Source organism: Nitrospirillum iridis, from assembly GCF_014205765.1.
Classification (GTDB): domain Bacteria; phylum Pseudomonadota; class Alphaproteobacteria; order Azospirillales; family Azospirillaceae; genus Nitrospirillum; species Nitrospirillum iridis.
On the sequence record NZ_JACIIZ010000003.1, the window covers coordinates 39124 to 58030 of the forward strand.

At 67.3% G+C, this 18907-nt stretch carries 14 protein-coding genes; 11 read left to right on the forward strand and 3 right to left on the reverse strand.

The window, feature by feature from the left end; genetic code table 11:
* Window positions 1–23: 23 nt before the first annotated feature.
* Both FHS74_RS05635 and FHS74_RS05640 read left to right on the forward strand, forming a co-directional pair.
* Entirely contained in the window at window positions 24–233 is a 210-nt protein-coding gene (locus FHS74_RS05635; RefSeq protein WP_184798363.1) for a hypothetical protein, read from the forward strand.
* A 132-nt stretch (window positions 234–365) separates the two neighbouring features.
* Entirely contained in the window at window positions 366–2747 is a 2382-nt protein-coding gene (locus tag FHS74_RS05640; RefSeq protein WP_246462943.1) for a glucan 1,4-alpha-glucosidase, read from the forward strand.
* A gap of 72 nt (window positions 2748–2819) precedes the next feature.
* Here the strand turns inward: FHS74_RS05640 and FHS74_RS05645 are convergent, their stop codons facing one another.
* A complete protein-coding gene (locus tag FHS74_RS05645; RefSeq protein WP_184798367.1) occupies window positions 2820–3848 on the reverse strand; it encodes a LacI family DNA-binding transcriptional regulator in 1029 nt (342 codons plus the stop codon).
* Between the two features lie 117 nt (window positions 3849–3965).
* Window positions 3966–5552, reverse strand: coding sequence for a sodium:solute symporter (locus FHS74_RS05650; RefSeq protein WP_184798368.1), 1587 nt, complete (start codon window positions 5550–5552; stop codon window positions 3966–3968).
* Between the two features lie 316 nt (window positions 5553–5868).
* Between FHS74_RS05650 and FHS74_RS05655 the strand changes: the two genes are divergently transcribed.
* Window positions 5869–8853, forward strand: a complete 2985-nt coding sequence (locus FHS74_RS05655) for a TonB-dependent receptor domain-containing protein (RefSeq protein ID WP_184798370.1) — start codon at window positions 5869–5871, stop codon at window positions 8851–8853.
* 67 nt (window positions 8854–8920) lie between these two features.
* Window positions 8921–11224: an endo-beta-N-acetylglucosaminidase gene (locus tag FHS74_RS05660; RefSeq protein WP_184798372.1), complete on the forward strand. Its 2304-nt coding sequence runs from the start codon at window positions 8921–8923 to the stop codon at window positions 11222–11224.
* 102 nt (window positions 11225–11326) lie between these two features.
* On the opposite strand, the gene FHS74_RS05665 is transcribed toward FHS74_RS05660, so the two are convergent.
* Window positions 11327–12043, reverse strand: a complete 717-nt coding sequence (locus FHS74_RS05665; RefSeq protein WP_184798373.1) for an SH3 domain-containing protein — start codon at window positions 12041–12043, stop codon at window positions 11327–11329.
* Window positions 12044–12311: 268 nt separating this feature from the next.
* Between FHS74_RS05665 and FHS74_RS05670 the strand changes: the two genes are divergently transcribed.
* The 7 genes from FHS74_RS05670 to FHS74_RS05700 all read left to right on the forward strand — a co-directional run bounded on the left by FHS74_RS05670 (window position 12312) and on the right by FHS74_RS05700 (window position 18887).
* The gene (locus FHS74_RS05670; RefSeq protein ID WP_184798375.1) at window positions 12312–12761 is read left to right on the forward strand and encodes a lysozyme; all 450 of its coding nucleotides are present in this window, start codon (window positions 12312–12314) and stop codon (window positions 12759–12761) included.
* Between the two features lie 134 nt (window positions 12762–12895).
* Window positions 12896–13810, forward strand: coding sequence for an SGNH/GDSL hydrolase family protein (locus tag FHS74_RS05675; RefSeq protein WP_184798377.1), 915 nt, complete (start codon window positions 12896–12898; stop codon window positions 13808–13810).
* Between the two features lie 4 nt (window positions 13811–13814).
* Complete coding sequence (locus FHS74_RS05680; protein ID WP_184798379.1) at window positions 13815–15194, forward strand: GDSL-type esterase/lipase family protein; 1380 nt, start codon at window positions 13815–13817, stop codon at window positions 15192–15194.
* Between the two features lie 10 nt (window positions 15195–15204).
* Window positions 15205–16638: an MBOAT family O-acyltransferase gene (locus FHS74_RS05685; protein ID WP_184798381.1), complete on the forward strand. Its 1434-nt coding sequence runs from the start codon at window positions 15205–15207 to the stop codon at window positions 16636–16638.
* A 13-nt stretch (window positions 16639–16651) separates the two neighbouring features.
* Entirely contained in the window at window positions 16652–16966 is a 315-nt protein-coding gene (locus FHS74_RS05690) for a hypothetical protein (protein WP_184798383.1), read from the forward strand.
* 117 nt (window positions 16967–17083) lie between these two features.
* A complete protein-coding gene (locus FHS74_RS05695; RefSeq protein ID WP_184798385.1) occupies window positions 17084–17584 on the forward strand; it encodes a winged helix-turn-helix transcriptional regulator in 501 nt (166 codons plus the stop codon).
* A 217-nt stretch (window positions 17585–17801) separates the two neighbouring features.
* A complete protein-coding gene (locus tag FHS74_RS05700) occupies window positions 17802–18887 on the forward strand; it encodes a glycosyltransferase family 4 protein (protein ID WP_184798387.1) in 1086 nt (361 codons plus the stop codon).
* Window positions 18888–18907 lie beyond the last annotated feature (20 nt).

An 18907-nucleotide genomic window follows, 5' to 3' on the forward strand; every position in this document is an offset into this window, starting at 1 on the left:
CGGGCGGCTGGGTCAGGTTGGTGATGGTTGTCATATTGGCCGGCGGGGCTCTTGTGGGCCACCATGTCTTCCATCTCCCCTGGGGACTTTCAATCCTGGTGGCTTGCGGCTGCATCGCCCTGAACGACTGGCTCCTGGCGCGCGAGGATGAGTTGCCCGGCGGCTTCAATAACCCCTATCCGCTCGACGTGCGCCAGCCATCGCCGCGCCGGCGCTGGCCTTGGTGGCGATAGGAAATCCACATACGTATTTCCCCCTTCCGTCCCGCGCTTCCCATACGTATTCAAGCCCTTGTGCGGCGCACTGCGGGGGACAGTGGTGCCCTGCCTTTCAAGCCTGGTGATGGAATGACGAAGAATAAGACGATGGGACGGAAACGGGCCATGGCGCTGATGGCGCTGCTGCTGGCCGGAAGCATGGGGACGGCGGCCTTCGCCGGCGTGGCGCCGGGGGCGCCGGGCCAGGCGGCGACAGGGGCCTATGCGGGCAAGACCGGTATCGGCACGGCGTACCATGCCTATGACGCGCCAGCGGGCAAGGCGGTGCCGTCGCGGGTGTGGTTCTCGCTGGCCAAGGGCGTGGTCACCGAGACCATGTATGGCCTGATCCATGAGGTGCAGCTGCGCGAGCTGAAATTCGCCATCCAGGGCGACGGCTTCCTGGATGTGGAGGATGCGGACACCGACAGCACCACCAGCTATCTGGACGTGGATGCCGCCGGCCGGCCGCGCTCGCTCGCCTACCGCGTTGTCAACAAGGCCAAAAACGGCAAGTACGAGATTGAGAAGCAGGTCTTCACCGACCCCGCCGCCGACACCCTGGTGGTGCGCGTGACGGTGCGGGCGCTGAAGGGGGCCACCGTCACGCCCTATCTGCTGGTCGACCCGCAGATGGCCGGCACCGGTGGCGGCGATAAGGCCGATGTGGCCAACGGCGCGCTGCACGCCTATGAGGGCGACCGCCACCTGGTGGTGAAGGCCGCCCAGGGCTTCACCGCCGCCAGTGTCGGCTTCGTCGGCGCCTCCGACGGGCTGGGTCAGCTCAAGAAGGATGGCACGCTGGACGCCGACTACACCACCACCGGCGACAAAGGGGGCAACGTGGCCCTGGCCGGCGCGCTGGCGCCGGTGACCGGGGAGGCCACCTTCGACATCGTCGTCGGCTTCGGGGACAGCGCCAAGACGGCGGATGCCGCCGCCAGCGCCACGCTGAAGCGGGGGCATGACGCCGTGCTGGCGGCCTACAACGCCGGGTGGGAAGGCTACCAGGCCAAGCTGGCGCCCTTGCCTGATCTGGCCAAGGTGGCGACCGATGGCGGCAAGCTGCTGTACGCCAGCGCCCTGGTGCTGAAGGCGCAGGAGGACAAGACCCATCCCGGCGCGCTCATCGCCTCCCTCTCCGCGCCCTGGGGCGACACGCAGAAGGCGGACAAGCCGGCGACGGGCTACAAGGCTGTCTGGCCGCGCGACTTCTACCAGTGCGCCATGGCCCTGCTGGCCCTGGGCGATACCGACACGCCCAAGGCGGCGCTGGCCTACCTCAAGACCATCCAGGTGGGGCCAAAGACGCCGGGCAACCATGGCGATGGCGGCTGGTTCCTGCAGAAGACCCACGTGGACGGCACGCCGGAATGGGTGGGCGTGCAGCTGGACCAGACGGCCATGCCCCTGATGCTGGCCTGGCGCCTGTGGCGCAACGGCGTCATCAGCGACGCCGACGTCGCGGCCCTCTATCCCACCATGGTGAAACCGGCCGCCGACTTCCTGGTCAAGGGCGGTACCGCCGGTATCGGCTGGAACAAGGAGACCATCCGCCCGCCCGCCACCCAGCAGGAACGCTGGGAGGAACAGGCCGGCAACTCCCCGTCCACCACCGCGGCGGTCATCGCCGGGCTGGCGGCGGCGGCGGAGCTGGCGGGACAGGCGGGGGACGAGGCGGCGGTCAAGCGCTACTACGCCGCCGCCGACCAGTATTCCGCCGGGCTGAACGCGGCGACCGTCACCACCAACGGCCAGTTGGCGCCGAAAGGATCGCCCGCGGCAGGCAAGGGGGCCGGCTACTATCTGCGCATCGCCCCCACGGGCCAGCCCAACGCCCATACGCCCCTGGCGGTGCGCAACGGCCAGCAGGCGCTGACGGAGGACGCCTATGTCGACGGCGGCTTCCTGGAACTGGTGCGCTATGGCGTGCGGGCACCCACTGATCCCATCATCAAGGCCAGCCTGGCGGTGCTGGATGACGAGGCCCTGCCGGAAAACCTGCGTGTAAAGTACACTTTCCATTTCGGCGGCGACGCCACCGCCTATCCCGGCTGGCGGCGCTACGGCAATGACGGCTATGGCGAGGATCGGGTGACCGGCGCCAACTACGCCGTCAGCGGCGCCATGAGCCCCACCCAGCGCGGTCGCGTCTGGCCCCTGCTGACGGGGGAGCGCGGGCACTATGAGCTGGCGCTGGCCGCGGCCAAGCCCGGCGGCGCCAAGCCGGCGGAGGTGGAGGCCATCCGCACCACCTATGTCCGCGCGCTGGAACGCTTCGCCAACCAGGGACTGATGATCCCGGAGCAGGTGTGGGACGGTGTCGGCAGCGATGGCGGCCGGGGCTACAAGCCCGGGGCCGGCACGGACAGCGCGACACCGCTGGCTTGGGCGCATGCCGAGTATGTCAAGCTGCTGCGCTCCCTGCATGACGGCGGGGTTTGGGATCTATACGCCCCGGTGGCCGTGCGCTACGCGTCCAAGCCGTGAGGAAAGCGCAGGATGTCCCCGGGGCGCGGGGACATCCTGCCGCCGGGGAGGACCTGAAATCCCTGGGCGCTTTCAAACCCCGCCGCAACTGCCCCGCACCACCAGGCTGGTGGCGATCTGCGTGGTCTCGATGGGGCGGCCGTCGATCAGGCGCAGCAGGTTTTCCACCAGCAACTCGCCGGCGGCGGCCGTGTCCTGGCGGATGGTGGTCAGGGGCGGGGCGGTGAAGGGGGCGGCGACGATGTCGTCGAAGCCCACCACCGCCACATCCTCCGGCACCCGTAAACCCCGCTCGCGCAGGCCGTTCATGGCGCCGATGGCCAGCAGATCGCAGGCGCCGAAGACGGCGTCGATGGGGCCGTCCCGGTCGATCAGGTTCAGGATGGCCTGGTGCCCCACTTCCTCCGACGCGGCGGCGTCGGCGTAGAGGGCTTCGATGACGGGCAGGCCGGCCTCTTCCAAGGCCTGGACATAGCCCGTGTAACGGTCGCGGAATTCCGGGCAATGCTCCGAAATGTCCCCCAGGAAGGCGATGCGCTTGCGGCCCCGCCCCACCAGGTGCCGCACGGCCTCCACCGCGCCCCGCACATTGTCCGACCCGATGAAGTGCCCGGGTTGCCCCGCCACCACCGGCCCCCAGGTGACGAAGGCGGTGCTGACCTCGTCCAGGCGGCTGATCTTGTCGACGTAGCGCAGATAGTCGCCATAACCCAGGAAGATCAGGCCGTCGGCGCGCTTGGACGCGGCGTAGTCAGCACTCCAGTCGTCGCTGGATTGCTGGAAGGAGATCAGCAGGTCATAGCCGCGCCGGGCCGAGGCCTTGGTGATGCTGCTGAGCATCGACAGGAAGAAAGGGTTGATCAGCGACTGGCTGGTCACCGGGTCTTCATACAGCAGCAGGGCCAGGGTGTTGGTCTTCTGCGAACGCAGGTTGCGGGCGTTGACGTCCACCTTGTAGTTCAGCAGGCGGGCGGCCTGGGCCACGCGCAGCCGGGTATCCTCGCTGACCATCGCGTCGTTGCGCAGGGCGCGCGACACGGTGGACTGCGACACGCCGGCCAGTTCGGCGATGTCGAACGATGTCGGACGCTTGACCCGCATCCCCTTGGTTCCAGCCTCTTGGTGCTCCCCTGGGCGTGGATGATAGCAATCCGATCCATGTCCCCGCAATGCGCGTCGCGGATCCGGGGTCGTGAACGGATCGCCCATGGGCCCCTCTCAGCGAAAGGTGTAGACGATGACGGCGGTGGCGGCCAGCAGCAGGCCGGCCAGCACCCGGTAGTTGCGCCAGAACGGTTCATGCGCCAGCCGGGCCGTCTCCTCGCGGAAGAAGGCGGGCGTCCAGACCAGGCCGGCCGACTTCTCCGCCGCGTCCGGCGCCGTGGCCAGGCTGACCGCCACCAGCACGGCGGCGCACAGCACGAACAGCAAGGGCGCCACGTACAGGAAGTGGATGTTGACCACGTCCATAACGGTGTTGGCGACGAACAGCGCGGCCCCGCCCAGCACACCAGCGGCGATGCAGGCGGCGGCCCCGGCGGCGTTGGCCCGGCGCCAGAAGATGCCCACCAGGTACAGCGCCATCACCGGTGGCACCGCATAGGCGATGATGACCTGCAGATATTGCCACAGCGACCCGAAATGCTGGATCTGTGGCGCCCAGGCCATGGCGGCCACGGCCATGACCAGGGTGGCCAGGCGGCCCACCCGCACCAGGGCCGCACCCTGCATCTCCGGCTTCCAGCGGCGCACGAAGTCCATGGTGAACAGGGTGGAGGCGGAATTGAAGGTGGAGGCGATGGACGACATCAGCGCCGACATGAAGCCTGCCACCGCCAAACCCACCAGGCCCGCCGGCAGCAGGCCGAACAGCAGGGTGGGGAACACCAGGTCCGGTGACTTCAGGTTGGGGTAGAGCAGGATGGCGGCGGTGCCGGGCAGCACCATCAGGAACAGCACCGGCAGCTTCAGGGCGCCGGCGAACAGGCTGCCCCAGCGGCCGTGGTTTTCATCCTTGGCCGACAGCACGCGCTGCACCATGAACTGGTTGGTGCACCAGAAATAGAAGCCCAGCAGCGGCACGCCGGTCAGCAGGCCGGGCCAGGGTACGGCGGTGTCGCTCAAGGGGCGGATCAGCGACAGCTTGGCCGGGTCGACGGCGCCCATGACGGCATCCCAGCCGCCGGCCTTCAGGAAGGTGCGCACGGCGATGATGGCCGACGCCGTCAGCAGCAGCACGGCCTGGATGGTCTCGGTATAAATCACGGCGCGCAGGCCGCCGGCGATGGTGTAGATGCCGGCCGACACCGCCAGGACGATGACGATCTCCCACAGGGGCACGTCGGGCAACAGGATCTTGAACAGCAGCGCGCCGCCGTAAAGCGCGCTGGCCGTGTCCACCACCAGGTTCAGGAACAGGGTCAATCCTGAGAAGTAGCTGCGCGCCAGGCCGCTGTACCGCCGCTCCAGGAACTCCGGCAGGGTGTAGACCTTGGAGCGCAGCAGGAAGGGCAGGAAGAAGACGCAGAAGAACACCAGGACGACCGCCGCCATCCACTCATAATTGTAGACGGAAATGCCGGTGCCGTAGGCCGCCCCCGCCAGTCCGATCAGGGTGGTGGAGGAGATGTTGGACGCCAGCAGCGCCAGGCCGATGACAGGCCAAGTCGTGCCCCGCGACGCCAGGAAGAAATCCTCGGTGGAGGCATGGCGGCGGGCCAGATACAGCCCCAATGTGATGATGCCGATGAGATACAGCGCCACGATGGCGTAGTCGACCCAGGCCATGCCTGCAACCGGCATCATGCCGTCCCCTCCCTGATTTTTGGTTTTGCCCCCGCCCTGGACCCTGTCGCGGGTGGGCCTTGTTCGCCGGCCGGAAGTCCAACCATTCCGCCCTTCATGGCACAGGAAGGGGGGCGGACAACAACAAGAATTCGTATGCGGGGCCCGGGGCGGTTCTGCCGCTCCATGGCGCGCCCGGGCGGGGGCGGCCCAGGGATGGATCGCTATCAGTGAAACTGGTTTCACATATGCATTGAAACTGGTTTCAAAACTGCTATGGTTCTAATGGGATTAATATGCCGAATAACGAGCAACAAACAGAAACAGGGGGCGTAATATGGTTCTACGATCTGTCCCATCCTCCTTGGCGTTGGGCGTCGCCCTTGGCGCCATGGCCTTGGGGGGCCAGTCCGCTTGGGCGGCCGGGCAAGCGGCGCAAAGCACGGATGCCACCGCCGATGGCTCCGGTGAACTGACGGAAGTGGTTGTCGTGGGGTCGCACATCGCGGCGCGCCCCAACATCACCTCGGCTGCCCCCATCACCTCGGTGACGTCGCTGGAAATCCAGCAGTCGGGCGCCCTGAATGTCGAAGACATCCTGAACCGCTTGCCGCAGGTCTCCCCCGACAACCAGCAGACCTATCAGGACAGCGACGGCGCGCAGAAGATCAACCTGCGCCGCATCGGCTTTGGCCGCACCCTGACGCTGATTGATGGTCAGCGGGTGGCGACCAACATCGGCCTCGACGTGAACATCATTCCCGTCGCCTTCCTGGAACGCATCGACGTGTTGAGCGGCGGCGCCTCCGCCGCCTACGGCTCCGACGCGGTGGCGGGCGTGGTGAACTTCATGTTGAAGAAGGAATTCACCGGGTTCCAGGTCAGTGGCAACTACAGCCTCTATGACCATTACAACCAGCGCACCATCGTGCAGCCGGTGGCCGACCGCTATGGCATCGGGTCGCCCAACGGTCAGGCCTGGGATGGGGGGCGTGCCGACATCAACGCCGCCTGGGGCGACAAGTTCGCCGATGGTCGGCTGAACGTGCGCGCTTTCGTGGATTACCGGCGCACCGAACCCGTCCTTTACAAGGATCGTGATTTTTCCAGCTGTGGTCTGATCCAATCCACGACGGATGGCCCGTTGAGCTGCCAGACCTCGACCTACTCGAAGTACGGCTATTTCAGCCCGCAATCCGGCGACAACGCCGGCAAGGTTTTCTCGAACGCCAAGGACGGATCGCAGAGCTTCGTCACCCGCGACCAGACCTATTCCTATAACTCATACGGGAATTACTACCTCCAGCGCCAGGATGAACGCATAAATGGCGGTCTATTCCTGAATTATGATCTGACCGATTCGGTCGAGCTTTACGGCTCCTACCTGATTTCCAGCGACACCTCCTATAATCAGTTCCGGACATCGCGGCTTTACTCGCCTTCGACGTTTGGCGAATCCTCCTATAATATCAATTGCAACAACCCGCTGATGTCGGCGCAGCAGCAGCAGGCGCTGTGCGGCTCGCTCGCGGGCACCAGCACCCTGATGCCGACCGAGGTGCGCTACCAGTTCGACAGCACGCCGCAGCTGAAGGATTATTATTTGAACGAAAACCAGCGCGCGACGGCGGGCTTCCGCGGCAAGGTGCTGGACGCCTGGCACTATGACGTTGGCGGCGTGTACGCGCGGTTCGACAAGACCTACAAGCCGGCCTTCGAGAACCCGGTCTACCAGACGCAGGCCGATTCCCTGAACGTCGTCAACGTCAACGGCACGCCCACTTGCGCCGCCAAGGTTGCCGGCACCAGCCCCAACTGCGTCCCCGCCAACATCTTCGTCGCCAACGGCGGCAGCTCGGCGCTGGTCAATTTCTATGAAGGCGGCTACGGCGGTACGCAGGTGCAGATCGGTAGCCTGTGGGACGTGACCGCCAACCTCAACGGCGACCTGGGGCATTACGGCATCACCAGCCCGCTGGCCAATGACGGCGTGGCCGTGGCCTTTGGCGGTGAGTACCGCAAGGACATGGAGAACAACACCGTCGACGCCGCCTTCGTCAGCAACGCCGGCTATGGCAGCAACTTCAAGGCCAGCCAGAGCGTGAAGGAAGGCTATATCGAGGTCCAGGCGCCGCTGGTGCAGGACAAGCCCTTCGTGCACCTGCTGTCCGCCCAGGGTGGCTACCGCTGGTCCAAGTACGACACCAACCCGGACACATTCACCACCTGGAAGATCGAGGGCACCTACGCCCCGGTGCCGGATGTGACCCTGCGCACCAGCTATAACAAGGCGGCCCGCGCCCCGAACATCTACGAGAACAACCAGTCCATCAGCTTCACCTCAGGCGCCGCGGACCCGTGCGCCGGCAGCAACCCCACGGCCAGCCTGGCCGCGTGCCAGCTGACCGGCGTCACGGCCGCCCAGTACGGTCATATCAAGCAGTGCGACGACAACGCCTGTCTGGCGCGCCAGGGCGGTTTCGTGCTGGACCCGGAAACGGCCCACACCCTGACCTATGGGGCGGTGCTGAAGCCCAGCTTCCTGCCCGGCCTGACCCTGTCGGCGGACCGTTATCTGATCATGATCGACAACTCGATCGGCTTTAACTACGACGATTTCTACAGCAGCAGCTGCGCGCTGTTCGCCACCGCCTATTACTGCGGCCATTTCAACCGCAATCCGGACGGGTCGCTCACCAGCTACGACACCGTGCGGGGTGGCACGCCCAGCACCGGGTTCGTCACCTACGGCAATACCAACAATTACAAGACCTTCGCCGAGGGGTATGACTTCCAGGCCCAATACGTGCTTCCCGTCGAGGATCTGGGCGGTCATCTGGACTTCGACTTCAACGGTTCGCTCAGCACCCGCACGGGCGGTCAGGACACGCCCAACTCGCTGGCCGCCAGCTGTGTCGGCTACTTCGGTCCGCGCTGCAACCAGCCCTTCCCGGCCTGGACGCACAACCTGCGCAGCACCTACATCCGCGATGGCGGCGCCTACAGCGTCTCCCTCAACTGGCGTCACATCTCCGGCGTCACCAACGCCGCCAACAGCAACGACCCGGCCCTGGGCTCCAGCGCCGCCACCCATGTCAGCACCTTCACCGCCATCCCGTCCTATGATTACTTCGACGTGGCCGTTGGCTATATGGTCAACGACCAGATCAGCCTGCGCCTGACCGTCAACAACGTGACGGACAAGATGCCGCCCATCGTGGCCAACTCCTACAACATCTCGCTGGCCCGCTCGAATACCATACCCCAGGTCTACGACGCCTTGGGCCGCATGGTGCAGATGGGCTTCACCGTCTCGTTCTAAGGCCAGTCCGGGCCCCGCACGGCCGATGCCGCGCGGGGCCTGTCTTTTATTGAGGAGCGATCAGCCGATGGGGGATATCTTGGCGGCACCGTCACCCGGGCCTGGACTGTCACCGGGGGTATCCCGGCTGACACGGCGGGGCTTCGCCTCCCTGGCCTTGGCGGCGATGGCGGCCGCGGTGGCGTCCCCGCCATCCGCCCGTTCCGCCGACGTGGCCGGTGGGGACCTTGGTGGCGGCCACCTGCCGCCCCGTTATCCCTTGACCCCGGACGGGCCCGGATGGGACGCCTTCCAGGCCCTGATGGACTACGATCCCCGGACCGACGCCGACGCGCCCTACTATCAATCCCAGGTGCGCCGGGCGCGCCGCATCGCGCCGTTCGCCCCCACCCAGGCGCATCCTGCGCTGGATCCGCTGCCGGGCGTGGCCAGCCTGTCCGACTGTTACGGCCCCCTGGCTGCCGGGGTGTCCGAGGAAACGCTGATGCGCCGGCGCTATGGCGCGCCCTTGCCCGGCGGGGTCCAGGTGCCCCGCATCTTCAGCTATCACGACATCGTTGTGGGTTGGCGCGGCACGGGCCTGATTCCCAATCCCGCCCTGGTGGATGTGGCCCACCGCAACGGCGCCCTGGCCCTGGGCACCATTTTCCAGCCCGACAGCCGCCATTATGACGGCAGCGCCGTGCCCATGCCCAAGGTCGCCCAGCGGCTTGTGGACATGGCGGAGTATTTCGGATTCGACGGCTATTTCGTCAACTTCGAGAATGGGACGGAGGAAGCGGAGGCCCAGGTGCTGGCGTGGATCGCCGCCATGCGCGACGAGGCGCGGCGGCGCGGCTTGGCGGATTTCCATATCCAGTTTTATGACGGCGGCACCGACATGGGCTGGCTCATGCGCCGCCGTGACGACCGTCCGGGCGAGGCCTACGCCAACAGCACCATGCTGGACCAGGGGTGGAGCCGCTACGGCGGGCCGGGCAATTGCTGCTCCGGTGGGCCTATGGCGCCGCTGGAGGTCCGGGCCTACTGCCTGAACAATGGATTCGATCCCCGCGCCACGGCCTATTTCGGGTTCCAGCTCTATCCTGGGCCCGGCTATCTTGGCGCCGCGGCACCCCAGGTCATCCACCCCAACGATGGCGCCTATGCCTACGGCGGCCTGCAGGTCTATAGCGTCGAGGATGGGCTGCGCACCCTGCTGCGCACGGCGCGAACCGCCATGCTGGCGCCGGGGGAAGCGGCGGGCGCGCCGGCCGATCGCCGTATCCTGGGGGCGCTGGAACGCATGTTCTTCAGCGGGCAATCGCAGAACCCGGCCCTGGACAACGCGCCGGACGCGGCACAGGCGCGGGCCTATCTTCCCGGCGCTCGCGGCCGCCACCGCTACACCGATTACGAGCCCGCGTCCCCCAAGGTCACGGACCAGCTGAACCTGCCCATGACCTATGGCATCGCCAACTTCATCGCCGAGCGGTCGGTGATCGGCGCCTTCCCCTTCCTTACCCGCTTCAACACGGGCGAGGGGGACCGTTTCCATGTCGATGGCGCGGTCGTGGCGGAACAGCCATGGTTCAACCTGGGTATCCAGGACATCCTGCCGACGTGGCAATGGCGGGTCGAGCCCATGGCCGGTCCCCGCGCGGGGGCGACGGACCTGTTGGCGGTCGACTACGCCTATGACACGGCGTTCGATGGCGGCTCGTCCCTGGGCGTCACGGGGGTGCTGGGGCCGGCCAACGCCACCCGGATATGGCTGTATAAAACCGCGCTGCCGGTGGGCGCCGTCGCCGACGCGGTGGCCCAGTTGGTGGTGAAGGGGCAGGGGGCCGAGGCGTTGCGCCTGGGCCTGGTCTTTGCCGACGCGCCGTCCACGCCCGTCTGGCTACCCCTGGCCGGCGCGCCTCGGCAGGCGCTGGCGGACGGCTGGTCCCGCCTGACTCTCAGACTGGCCCCCCACCGGGGACGGACGATCGCTGCCGTGCTGTTGGGCGCCGCCTCGGGGAATGGGGCGCCCGTGCCGGTCGACCTCCGCATTGGCGAGTTGTATCTCGGCGCGCCGCCTGAGGATTTCGTGATGCCGGCCCCCCGTGGGCTGATAGCGGAGGCTCGATCCATCACGTCCGGCGCTCGCCGGGCGGAAGTGCGGCTGCGTTGGGCGCCCGACCCGGCGGCGGCTTATCATGACGTCTACGCCGCCGGTGACGGGCCGGACGGATGGGTCTGGCAGGGCCGGGTCACCGGCGTGGCCTATCACGCCGCGGCGGCCCCGGTTGGGGCCGATGGCCGCGTCCGCGTGCGCCTGCGCGCCGCCCCACACGGCTTGGCGGCGCGGCCGGGAACCCCGGCCGAGGTCACCGTGGCGGTCAGTTGATATCGGCCAGGGCACGGTGGTCGCTTTGCCCACCGGCCTGAAGCCCCGTCATTTGTGGAAAGGGCGGCCGGTGGGCCGCCCTGATGTTTGGGATGTCGGGGATCAATTCCGGCGCGGGCCGTGGTCATCTCCGTCCCGGCGGTCGCCGCCGCGATTGTCCCCGCCGCGATGGTCGCCGCCGCCGTGGTCGCCCCCCGGGCCGCCGGGGCCGGGACGGTTGTCGCCAGGGCGGTTGTCATGGTGGTCACCACCCGGGCCGGGGCGGCCGGGGCCGGGACCCGGGTTGTTGTCACGACGATCACCGGGACCGGGGCGGCCAGGACCGGGGCCCGGGCGGTCATCGTGGTGCTCCCACCCCGGACGGCCGGGACCGGGACCGGGGCGGAAGTCGTGGTCGGGATGATAAATGGGACGGGGCGGCGGCACGCGTTCCCAACGGCGGCGCTCGGCGAACCAAGGCCGGTCATGGTAGTAGCGGCCCCAGTAGTCATTGAAGGAAAAGGTGATGATGGGCAGGCCGATGACGCCGCCAAACTGCGGCAGGTAAACCCGCTGGCCCTGGTAGGGGTACAGCACGCTGCCGCCATAGATCCAGCCGCGATAGCCCTGGAAATCCGCGTCGCACCACGACCAGCCGGAGAGGCAACCATAGACGTTGACCGGGGCGCCAGGCGGCAGGCTGGCGATGGCGGGATAACCGCCGCCCGGGCCCGCCCGCAGGATGGTGCCGGTGGCGGTGTAGGCGTATTCCGCCTTGGCGACGGCGGGCAGGGCCATCAGCGCGGTGAACAAGCCGGCGATCAGGTGAAGACGGCGCATGTTCCTGGGACCTTTCTTTTCAAGGCCGGTTCTTCCCGGGGGAGTACCCCGTCCGCGCCCGGCAGGACGGCGGCTACCTTTAAGGGACTGATAATAGGGGACCGATACTCCGCCCCCAATGTGCCCAAAGGATGGCGGTCGAAAGGCGGAGATTTGCAACCGTTTAGGTCAATTGACGGCCGTGCGGCCCGCTTTTCCGGTTGAGCACGGGTATGGGTCGCTCATATAGGCACGTGGGGATTGTGTTCTTTGAAGGGGGCTGAAAAAAATGAACAGAGCAGTGAACGCGGCGGGCATCGCGTTGACCGAACAGTCCGAGGGGCTGAAACTGACGGCCTATCTTTGCCCGGCCGGGCGCCTCACCATCGGCTATGGCCATACCGGGCCCGATGTCACGCCGGGCATGACCATCACCCAGGATCAGGCCATGGATCTGCTGCTCCAGGATCTGGCGACGGCGGGGACGGGCGTGATGGGTGCGGTGACCGTGCCGCTGAGCGACAATCAGTACGCGGCGCTGACGGATTTCGTCTTCAATCTGGGTATTGGCGCGTTGACCCAGTCGACCCTGCTGCGTCTGCTGAACCAGGGCGACCATGCTGGCGCGGCCGCCCAGTTCCTGGTCTGGGACAAGGCGCACGTGAACGGCCAGCTGGTCGCCTTGCCCGGCTTGACGGCGCGGCGGCAAAAGGAACAGGCGTTGTTCCTGACGGCCTGACAAGGGATCGTCCGCCCCATTCCCAGCCGGCGCGTGACAGGCGCCGGGACTCCCGGTATGAGGATGCCGATGGCCATATTGAGGCCGTCGGCATCACACCATCGGATTAATGGGTTCGGTAGTCAGGGGCGCTCATGAACCGCCTGTTTTTTATTGTTTTCAGCGCATTCCTTTGTGTATTCACCGCCGCCCGCGCCGAGCCGGCGGCTCCCCAGCTGGCCAGCCCGTCCGCTTCCGCCACCATTTCGGTCTATGGCGATTCCTTGGCCGATGGGGTGTGGAGCGGGCTTTATGATCGTCTGAAGGCGTCCCCCGACACGCGGCTGCTGCGCCGGTCGCAGCTGGGGGCGGGGCTGACCCGGCCCGACTATGTCACCTGGCGGGCGGAAACGGCCCGCCAGATCGATGAGGCCGGGGACGGCGGCTACGCCATCATCATGTTCGGCGCCAATGACATGCAGGGCGTGCGGGACGAGAACCGCAAGGGTTACCTGTTCAAGTCGCCCGGCTGGACCAACGTCTACACCCAGCGCATCGACTGGCTGCTGCAGACGCTGAAGGATCATCACGTCACCACCATCTGGGTGGGCTTGCCCGTCATGCGCAAGCCGGAAACCAACGAGGACGCCAAGTTCATGACCAACCTCTATGAGACGGAGGTCAAGAAGTATGGCGCCGTGTTCTTGCCCCTGTATCAGGATTACCTGGACGCTGACGGCAACTTCATGCAGCGGATCGACGACAGCCGCCAGAAAAGCCAGCAGTTGCGGTCGGACGACGGCATCCATTTCACCGGCTACGGCTATCAGCTGATCGCAAGCAAGGTGCTGACCCGGGTGCAGCCGGCGACGGCCCCCGCCGCCCCAACCGCGAAGGCGGCGCCCAAGCCGGCCGTGATGCCGGTCCCCCCCGCCATGGCGCCCGCCGGTGGCCCGTCCAGCCGGAGTGTGCCGGGACCCGTCGGTGCCCCCGCAAGCGTCCCCGATGATGCCGCGCATGGGGCGCCGCCGGGGCCCCGCTCCGCCGCCATGCCGGCCCGGTGGTTCTGACCGCATGCGCCGCCTTTTCCCTTTGGGGCTGCTTCTGGCCGTCGTCGCCGCGTGCAGCGGCGCCCCCGTTGGCAGCACGGCCCCGTCGCCCGCCTCGCGCGGGGGCTTGCCGGCCGCCACCGTCCGGTCCGCGCCGCCGGCCCTGCCGCCGCGCGCGCCTTCGCCCTATGACGGCAATGCCGGCTTCGAGCGGCTATTCCAGCGCCTGGCCGCCATCGAGGCTGGGCACGGTGGCACGGTCGATATCCTGCAATTGGGCGACAGCCATACCGCCGGTGGTGTCTTCACCACGCGTTTGCGGGACGCCTTTCAGGAACGCTTCGGCTCCGCCGGGCCCGGCTACATGCCGGCGGGCAAACCCTATATCGGTTCCCGCCGGGCCGACGTGGCGGTGACGCAGGAAGGCAAGTGGCAGTATTTCAACAGCCTCAACGATCCGTCGCCACCGGGCTGGGGCATCACCGGATTCCTGGCCCGCAGCCACTCGCGGGGGGCCGCCATCAGCGTGACACCCAAGGATGGCCTGGGCTTCGACATCGCCGGCGTCACGGTGGTGCGGCAGCCGGGCGGCGGCGACCTGCTGGTGCTGATCGACGACCGGGTGGTGAGGCAGGTTTCGACCCAGGGACCCGCCGGCAGCGCGCAATGGATCACCCTGCCCACCGCTGGCCAGGCGCAGCAGCTGAAGCTGGTGGCCGCCGACGCCCGCCCGGTCGACATCGCCGGCTGGTCGCTGGACCGGGCCCGGCCCGGCGTGGTGATGGACAGCGCCGGCGTGGTCGGCGCCCGCGTCACCACCATGGACCGCTGGAACCCCGATACGGTCGCCTTGGAACTGGCCCAGCGCAAGCCGGACCTGGTCATCCTGGCTTACGGCACCAATGAGGGCTTCGATCCCGCCCTGGACTTGGCCGCTTATCAGGAGCGGTTCAGGGCGGCGGTGCGCAGGGTCAACGCCGGTCCGGTGGCCGTCATCGTCCTGGGCCCCCTGGACGGCCAGGCTGAAGCCGCCGCCTGCAAGAGGGTCGCGGACAAGGACGCGGTGTTCCCGTGCCAGGAGGCGCCGCCGCCGCCCGGCCGGTGCGCCTGGTACACCCCGCCCACCCTGGGCCGGGTGCGGGCCTTGCAGGCCCAGGGCGCCCGCAAGGGCGACTATGTCTTTTGGGATTGGGCGCAACTGATGCCCGGGGCCTGCGGCATGGACCGCTGGGTGCGCCAGCCCGTGCCGTTGGCCCGGCCCGACCATGTCCATCTCACGCCGGAGGGGTACACCCTGACGGCCAACGCCTTCTTCGCCTGGCTGATGGATCAGTACCAGGGCTACATCCAGCCAGGGGCGACGCCGCCGCAGCCGGTCGCCACCGCCGCCGTCCCCGGCCGCTAAGGGTGCGTTCATGCTGTTCCCCACCCTGAATTTCGGCCTGTTCTTCCTGATCGTCTTCGCCCTTGCCTGGGCCCTGGTGCGCTGGCCGCGCGCGCGCGTCGCCTTGCTGTCGGCCGCCAGCTATGTCTTCTATGGCTGGTGGGACTGGCGCTATCTGTTCCTGCTGGCGGGCAGCACGCTGTTCAATTACGCGGCCGGCCATGTCATCTTGCGCCAGTCGACGCCGCGCGGCGCCAAGCTGGCGGTATCGCTGGCGGTGGCGGTGAACCTGGGCCTGCTGGGCTTTTTCAAGTACGCCGACTTCGCCAGCCATGCGGCCAACGATACCCTGACGCTGCTGGGCTTGCCGGTCCGCGTCGGCTTCCTGGACATGGTGGTGCCGGTCGGCATCTCCTTCTTCACCTTCCACGGCATCTCCTACCTGGTGGACCTCTACCGCGGCACGCTGAAGCGGCCGGCCGGGCTGATGCAGCTGGTGCTCTACATCTCCTTCTTCCCGCAACTGGTGGCCGGCCCCATCGTCCGCGCCTCCCACTTCCTGCCACAGATCGGGGAGCGGCCGGAACCGGACGACATCCGCGCCACGCGCGCCTATCTGCTGATCCTGGGGGGGCTGTTCAAGAAGGTCGTGGTGGCCAATTACCTGGCGACCGACCTGGTGGACGCCGTGTTCATGGATCCCGACCGGTACGGCGCCCTGGACCTGTTGCTGGCCACCTATGGCTACGCCCTGCAGATCTATTGCGACTTCAGCGCCTATACCGACATCGCCATCGGCCTGGCGGCCCTTCTGGGCTTTCGCTTCCCCCAGAACTTCAACCAGCCCTACCGCTCCGCCTCGTTGCGGGAGTTCTGGCGGCGTTGGCACATCTCCCTGTCGTCCTGGCTGCGTGACTATCTCTACATCCCCTTGGGTGGCAACCGGGGCGGTACGTGGAATCACTGCCGCAACCTGATGATCACCATGCTGCTGGGCGGCCTGTGGCACGGCGCCAACTGGACCTTCGTCATCTGGGGCGCGCTGCACGGCGGCATGTTGGTGGCGGAGCATCTGGTGAACAAGGTCCGGGCCCTGACCATGGGTGAGTGGGAAGCGCCGGCGTTCAAGGGGTGGCGCCGTGGGTTGGCTATCGCCGCCACCTTCCATTTCGTCTGTTTCACCTGGATCTTCTTCCGCGCGCCCACCTTGGATTTGGCGGGACGCTTCCTGGCGGGCTTCGGCCGCTGGACCATGCCGCCCACCGCCATCACGCCGCTGGCCGCCACCTTGATCGCGGGTGCGCTGGCGTCCCAGTTCTTGCCGGCCGATCGTCTGGCCCGTATCGAAGAGGCCGTGCGCCGCCTGCCCCTGGCCGCCTGGGGCGCGGCCGTGGGCCTTGCCGTGGTGCTGATCCAGGCCTGCGCGCCGGATGGCGTGGCGCCGTTCATCTACTTCCAGTTCTGAGGGGCGACGATCTATGCGCACCACCCCCCCGCCCATCGGACGGCCATCGCCGCGCCCCCGCTACAATCCCGCCGAGGTGATCGACGGCGCGGCGCCCGCCCGCCTGCGGTCCGTCGTCCTGTCCTTGGCGTCGGCGTCGCTGGTGGCGCTGGTCCTGGGGGCCAAGCCGCTGGGCGACTGGGTCAATGGCCTGCCCATCAACGCCTTTACCGACCAACTGTCCGGCTGGGTCCAGACCTGGCAGGAGTGGATGGACGCCATCGGTGTGGGGCGCCTGTTCACCAGCGTGCAGTCCCTGTTCCGCTGGTTCCAGGGTTTGCGGTTCTGACACCTGTGCCCAGGGGGAGCGGTGACGGGAAGCCCTTGCGCAGGGGGCTGCGGCGGCCATATGCTTGCACGATGATAGTCGCGGAACCATCTTCCGCTGTGCCTGAAGGCCGGCCCCATGCAGCGCAAGAGCTTTGAAGACCTGACTTGCCCCATAGCCCGCAGCCTGGAACGGGTGGGGGAGTGGTGGAGCATCCTGATCCTGCGCGACGCCTTCCATGGCCTGACGCGTTTCGACCAGTTCCAGAAAAGCCTGGATATCGCCCCCAACATGCTGACCCGCCGTCTGGCGGCCCTGGTCGATGCCGGCCTGATGGAAAAGCGGCAATACAGCGAACGGCCACCCCGGCATGAGTATGTGCTGACGGAGCGGGGCCGTGATTTCCGCGAGGTCATGCTGGCGCTGCTGGCCTGGGGCAACCGCCATTTCGCGCCCGAGGGGCCGGCCGTGCAATTGGTCGACACGGTCACCGGCCTGCCCGCCGACCTGATGCTGGTCGACCGCGCCAGCGGCAAGCCCGCCACCAGCCGTGACTTCCGCCTGATGGCCGGCCCCGCCGCCGACGACGGTGTCCGCCAGCGCTACGCGCCCAAGGCGAAGGTTGCCGCCGGCGCCTGAGGCCGGTCAAAGTGGCAAGCCCTAGGCCAAAGGGCTAGGGCTTGGTGGATTTGTTAAATCCGCCGCTCCGGCTGCTGGACCATTGCCCTATTCACTAAGAATTATGGTTGCGCCTAACGGTCAGTGTTAGGTTTGATGCGTCATTTCGGCGGTGCACACATAATATTTGTGTCTGAATCCGCCGATTCTCTGTCATCGATTTGGGGAAATTCCATCGATGAGGATTGCGCAAATCGCCCCCCTTTATGAATCGGTGCCGCCGACGTACTATGGTGGTACGGAAAGGGTAATAGCTTATTTGACCGACGCGCTGGTGGGCCTGGGGCACGACGTCACCCTGTTCGCCAGCGGTGAGTCCCGGACCAAGGCGACGCTGGCGCCCATGCGGCCCAAGGCCCTGTGGCTGGACGACGCGCCTCTGAAGTCGCCGGTGGCGGCCCATCTGGCCATGCTGGAGCAGGTGCGCCGCCGGGCGGACGATTTTGATGTCCTTCACTTCCACCTCAGCCACTTCCTGCACTTCCCCTTTTTCGGGGAATGCGTCCAGCGCACGGTGACCACGCCGCACGGGCGGCTCGATTATGCCGATCTGGCGCCGGCCTATCGCTTGTGGCCGCGCTATCCCATGATCTCCATCTCCGACCGGCAGCGGCGGCCCTTGGCGGACGCCAATTGGCTGGCCACCGTCCATCACGGCCTGCCGCCGGACCTGTATCGCCCACCCCAGGGACGGCCGGGCGGCAGCGGCGGCTATCTGGCCTTCCTGGGCCGCTTTTCGCGCGACAAGCGGCCGGATCGCGCCATCGATATCGCCGAACGCGCCGGCCTGCCGCTGAGGTTGGCGGCCAAGGTTGGGGACGATGACCGGACCTATTTCCACGAGCAAGTGGAGCCCCGGATCGATGGCAAGACCATCCGCCATGTGGGCGAGATCACCGATGACCAGAAGCCGGACTTCCTGGGGGATGCCGCGGCCCTGCTGTTGCCCATTGATTGGCCCGAACCCTTCGGCCTGGTGGTGATCGAGGCGTTCGCCTGCGGCACCCCCGTCATCGCCTGGGACAATGGCGCCATGCCGGAGATCATCGACCAGGGCGTCACCGGCTTTGTCGTCACCTCAATTGAGGAGGCGGTGGACGCGGTCGCGCGGGCCCGGACGCTGGATCGCGCCCGTATCCGACAGGTGTTCGAACGACGCTTTTCCGCCACGGCCATGGCCCGCACCTATGTGGCCGCCTACGAGGTCCTGATGAGGGACGGCAGCGCGACCGGCGCCCGCGCCGTGGCCCACACATCGCTTTGACCCCGTCCGGCACCTCGCGA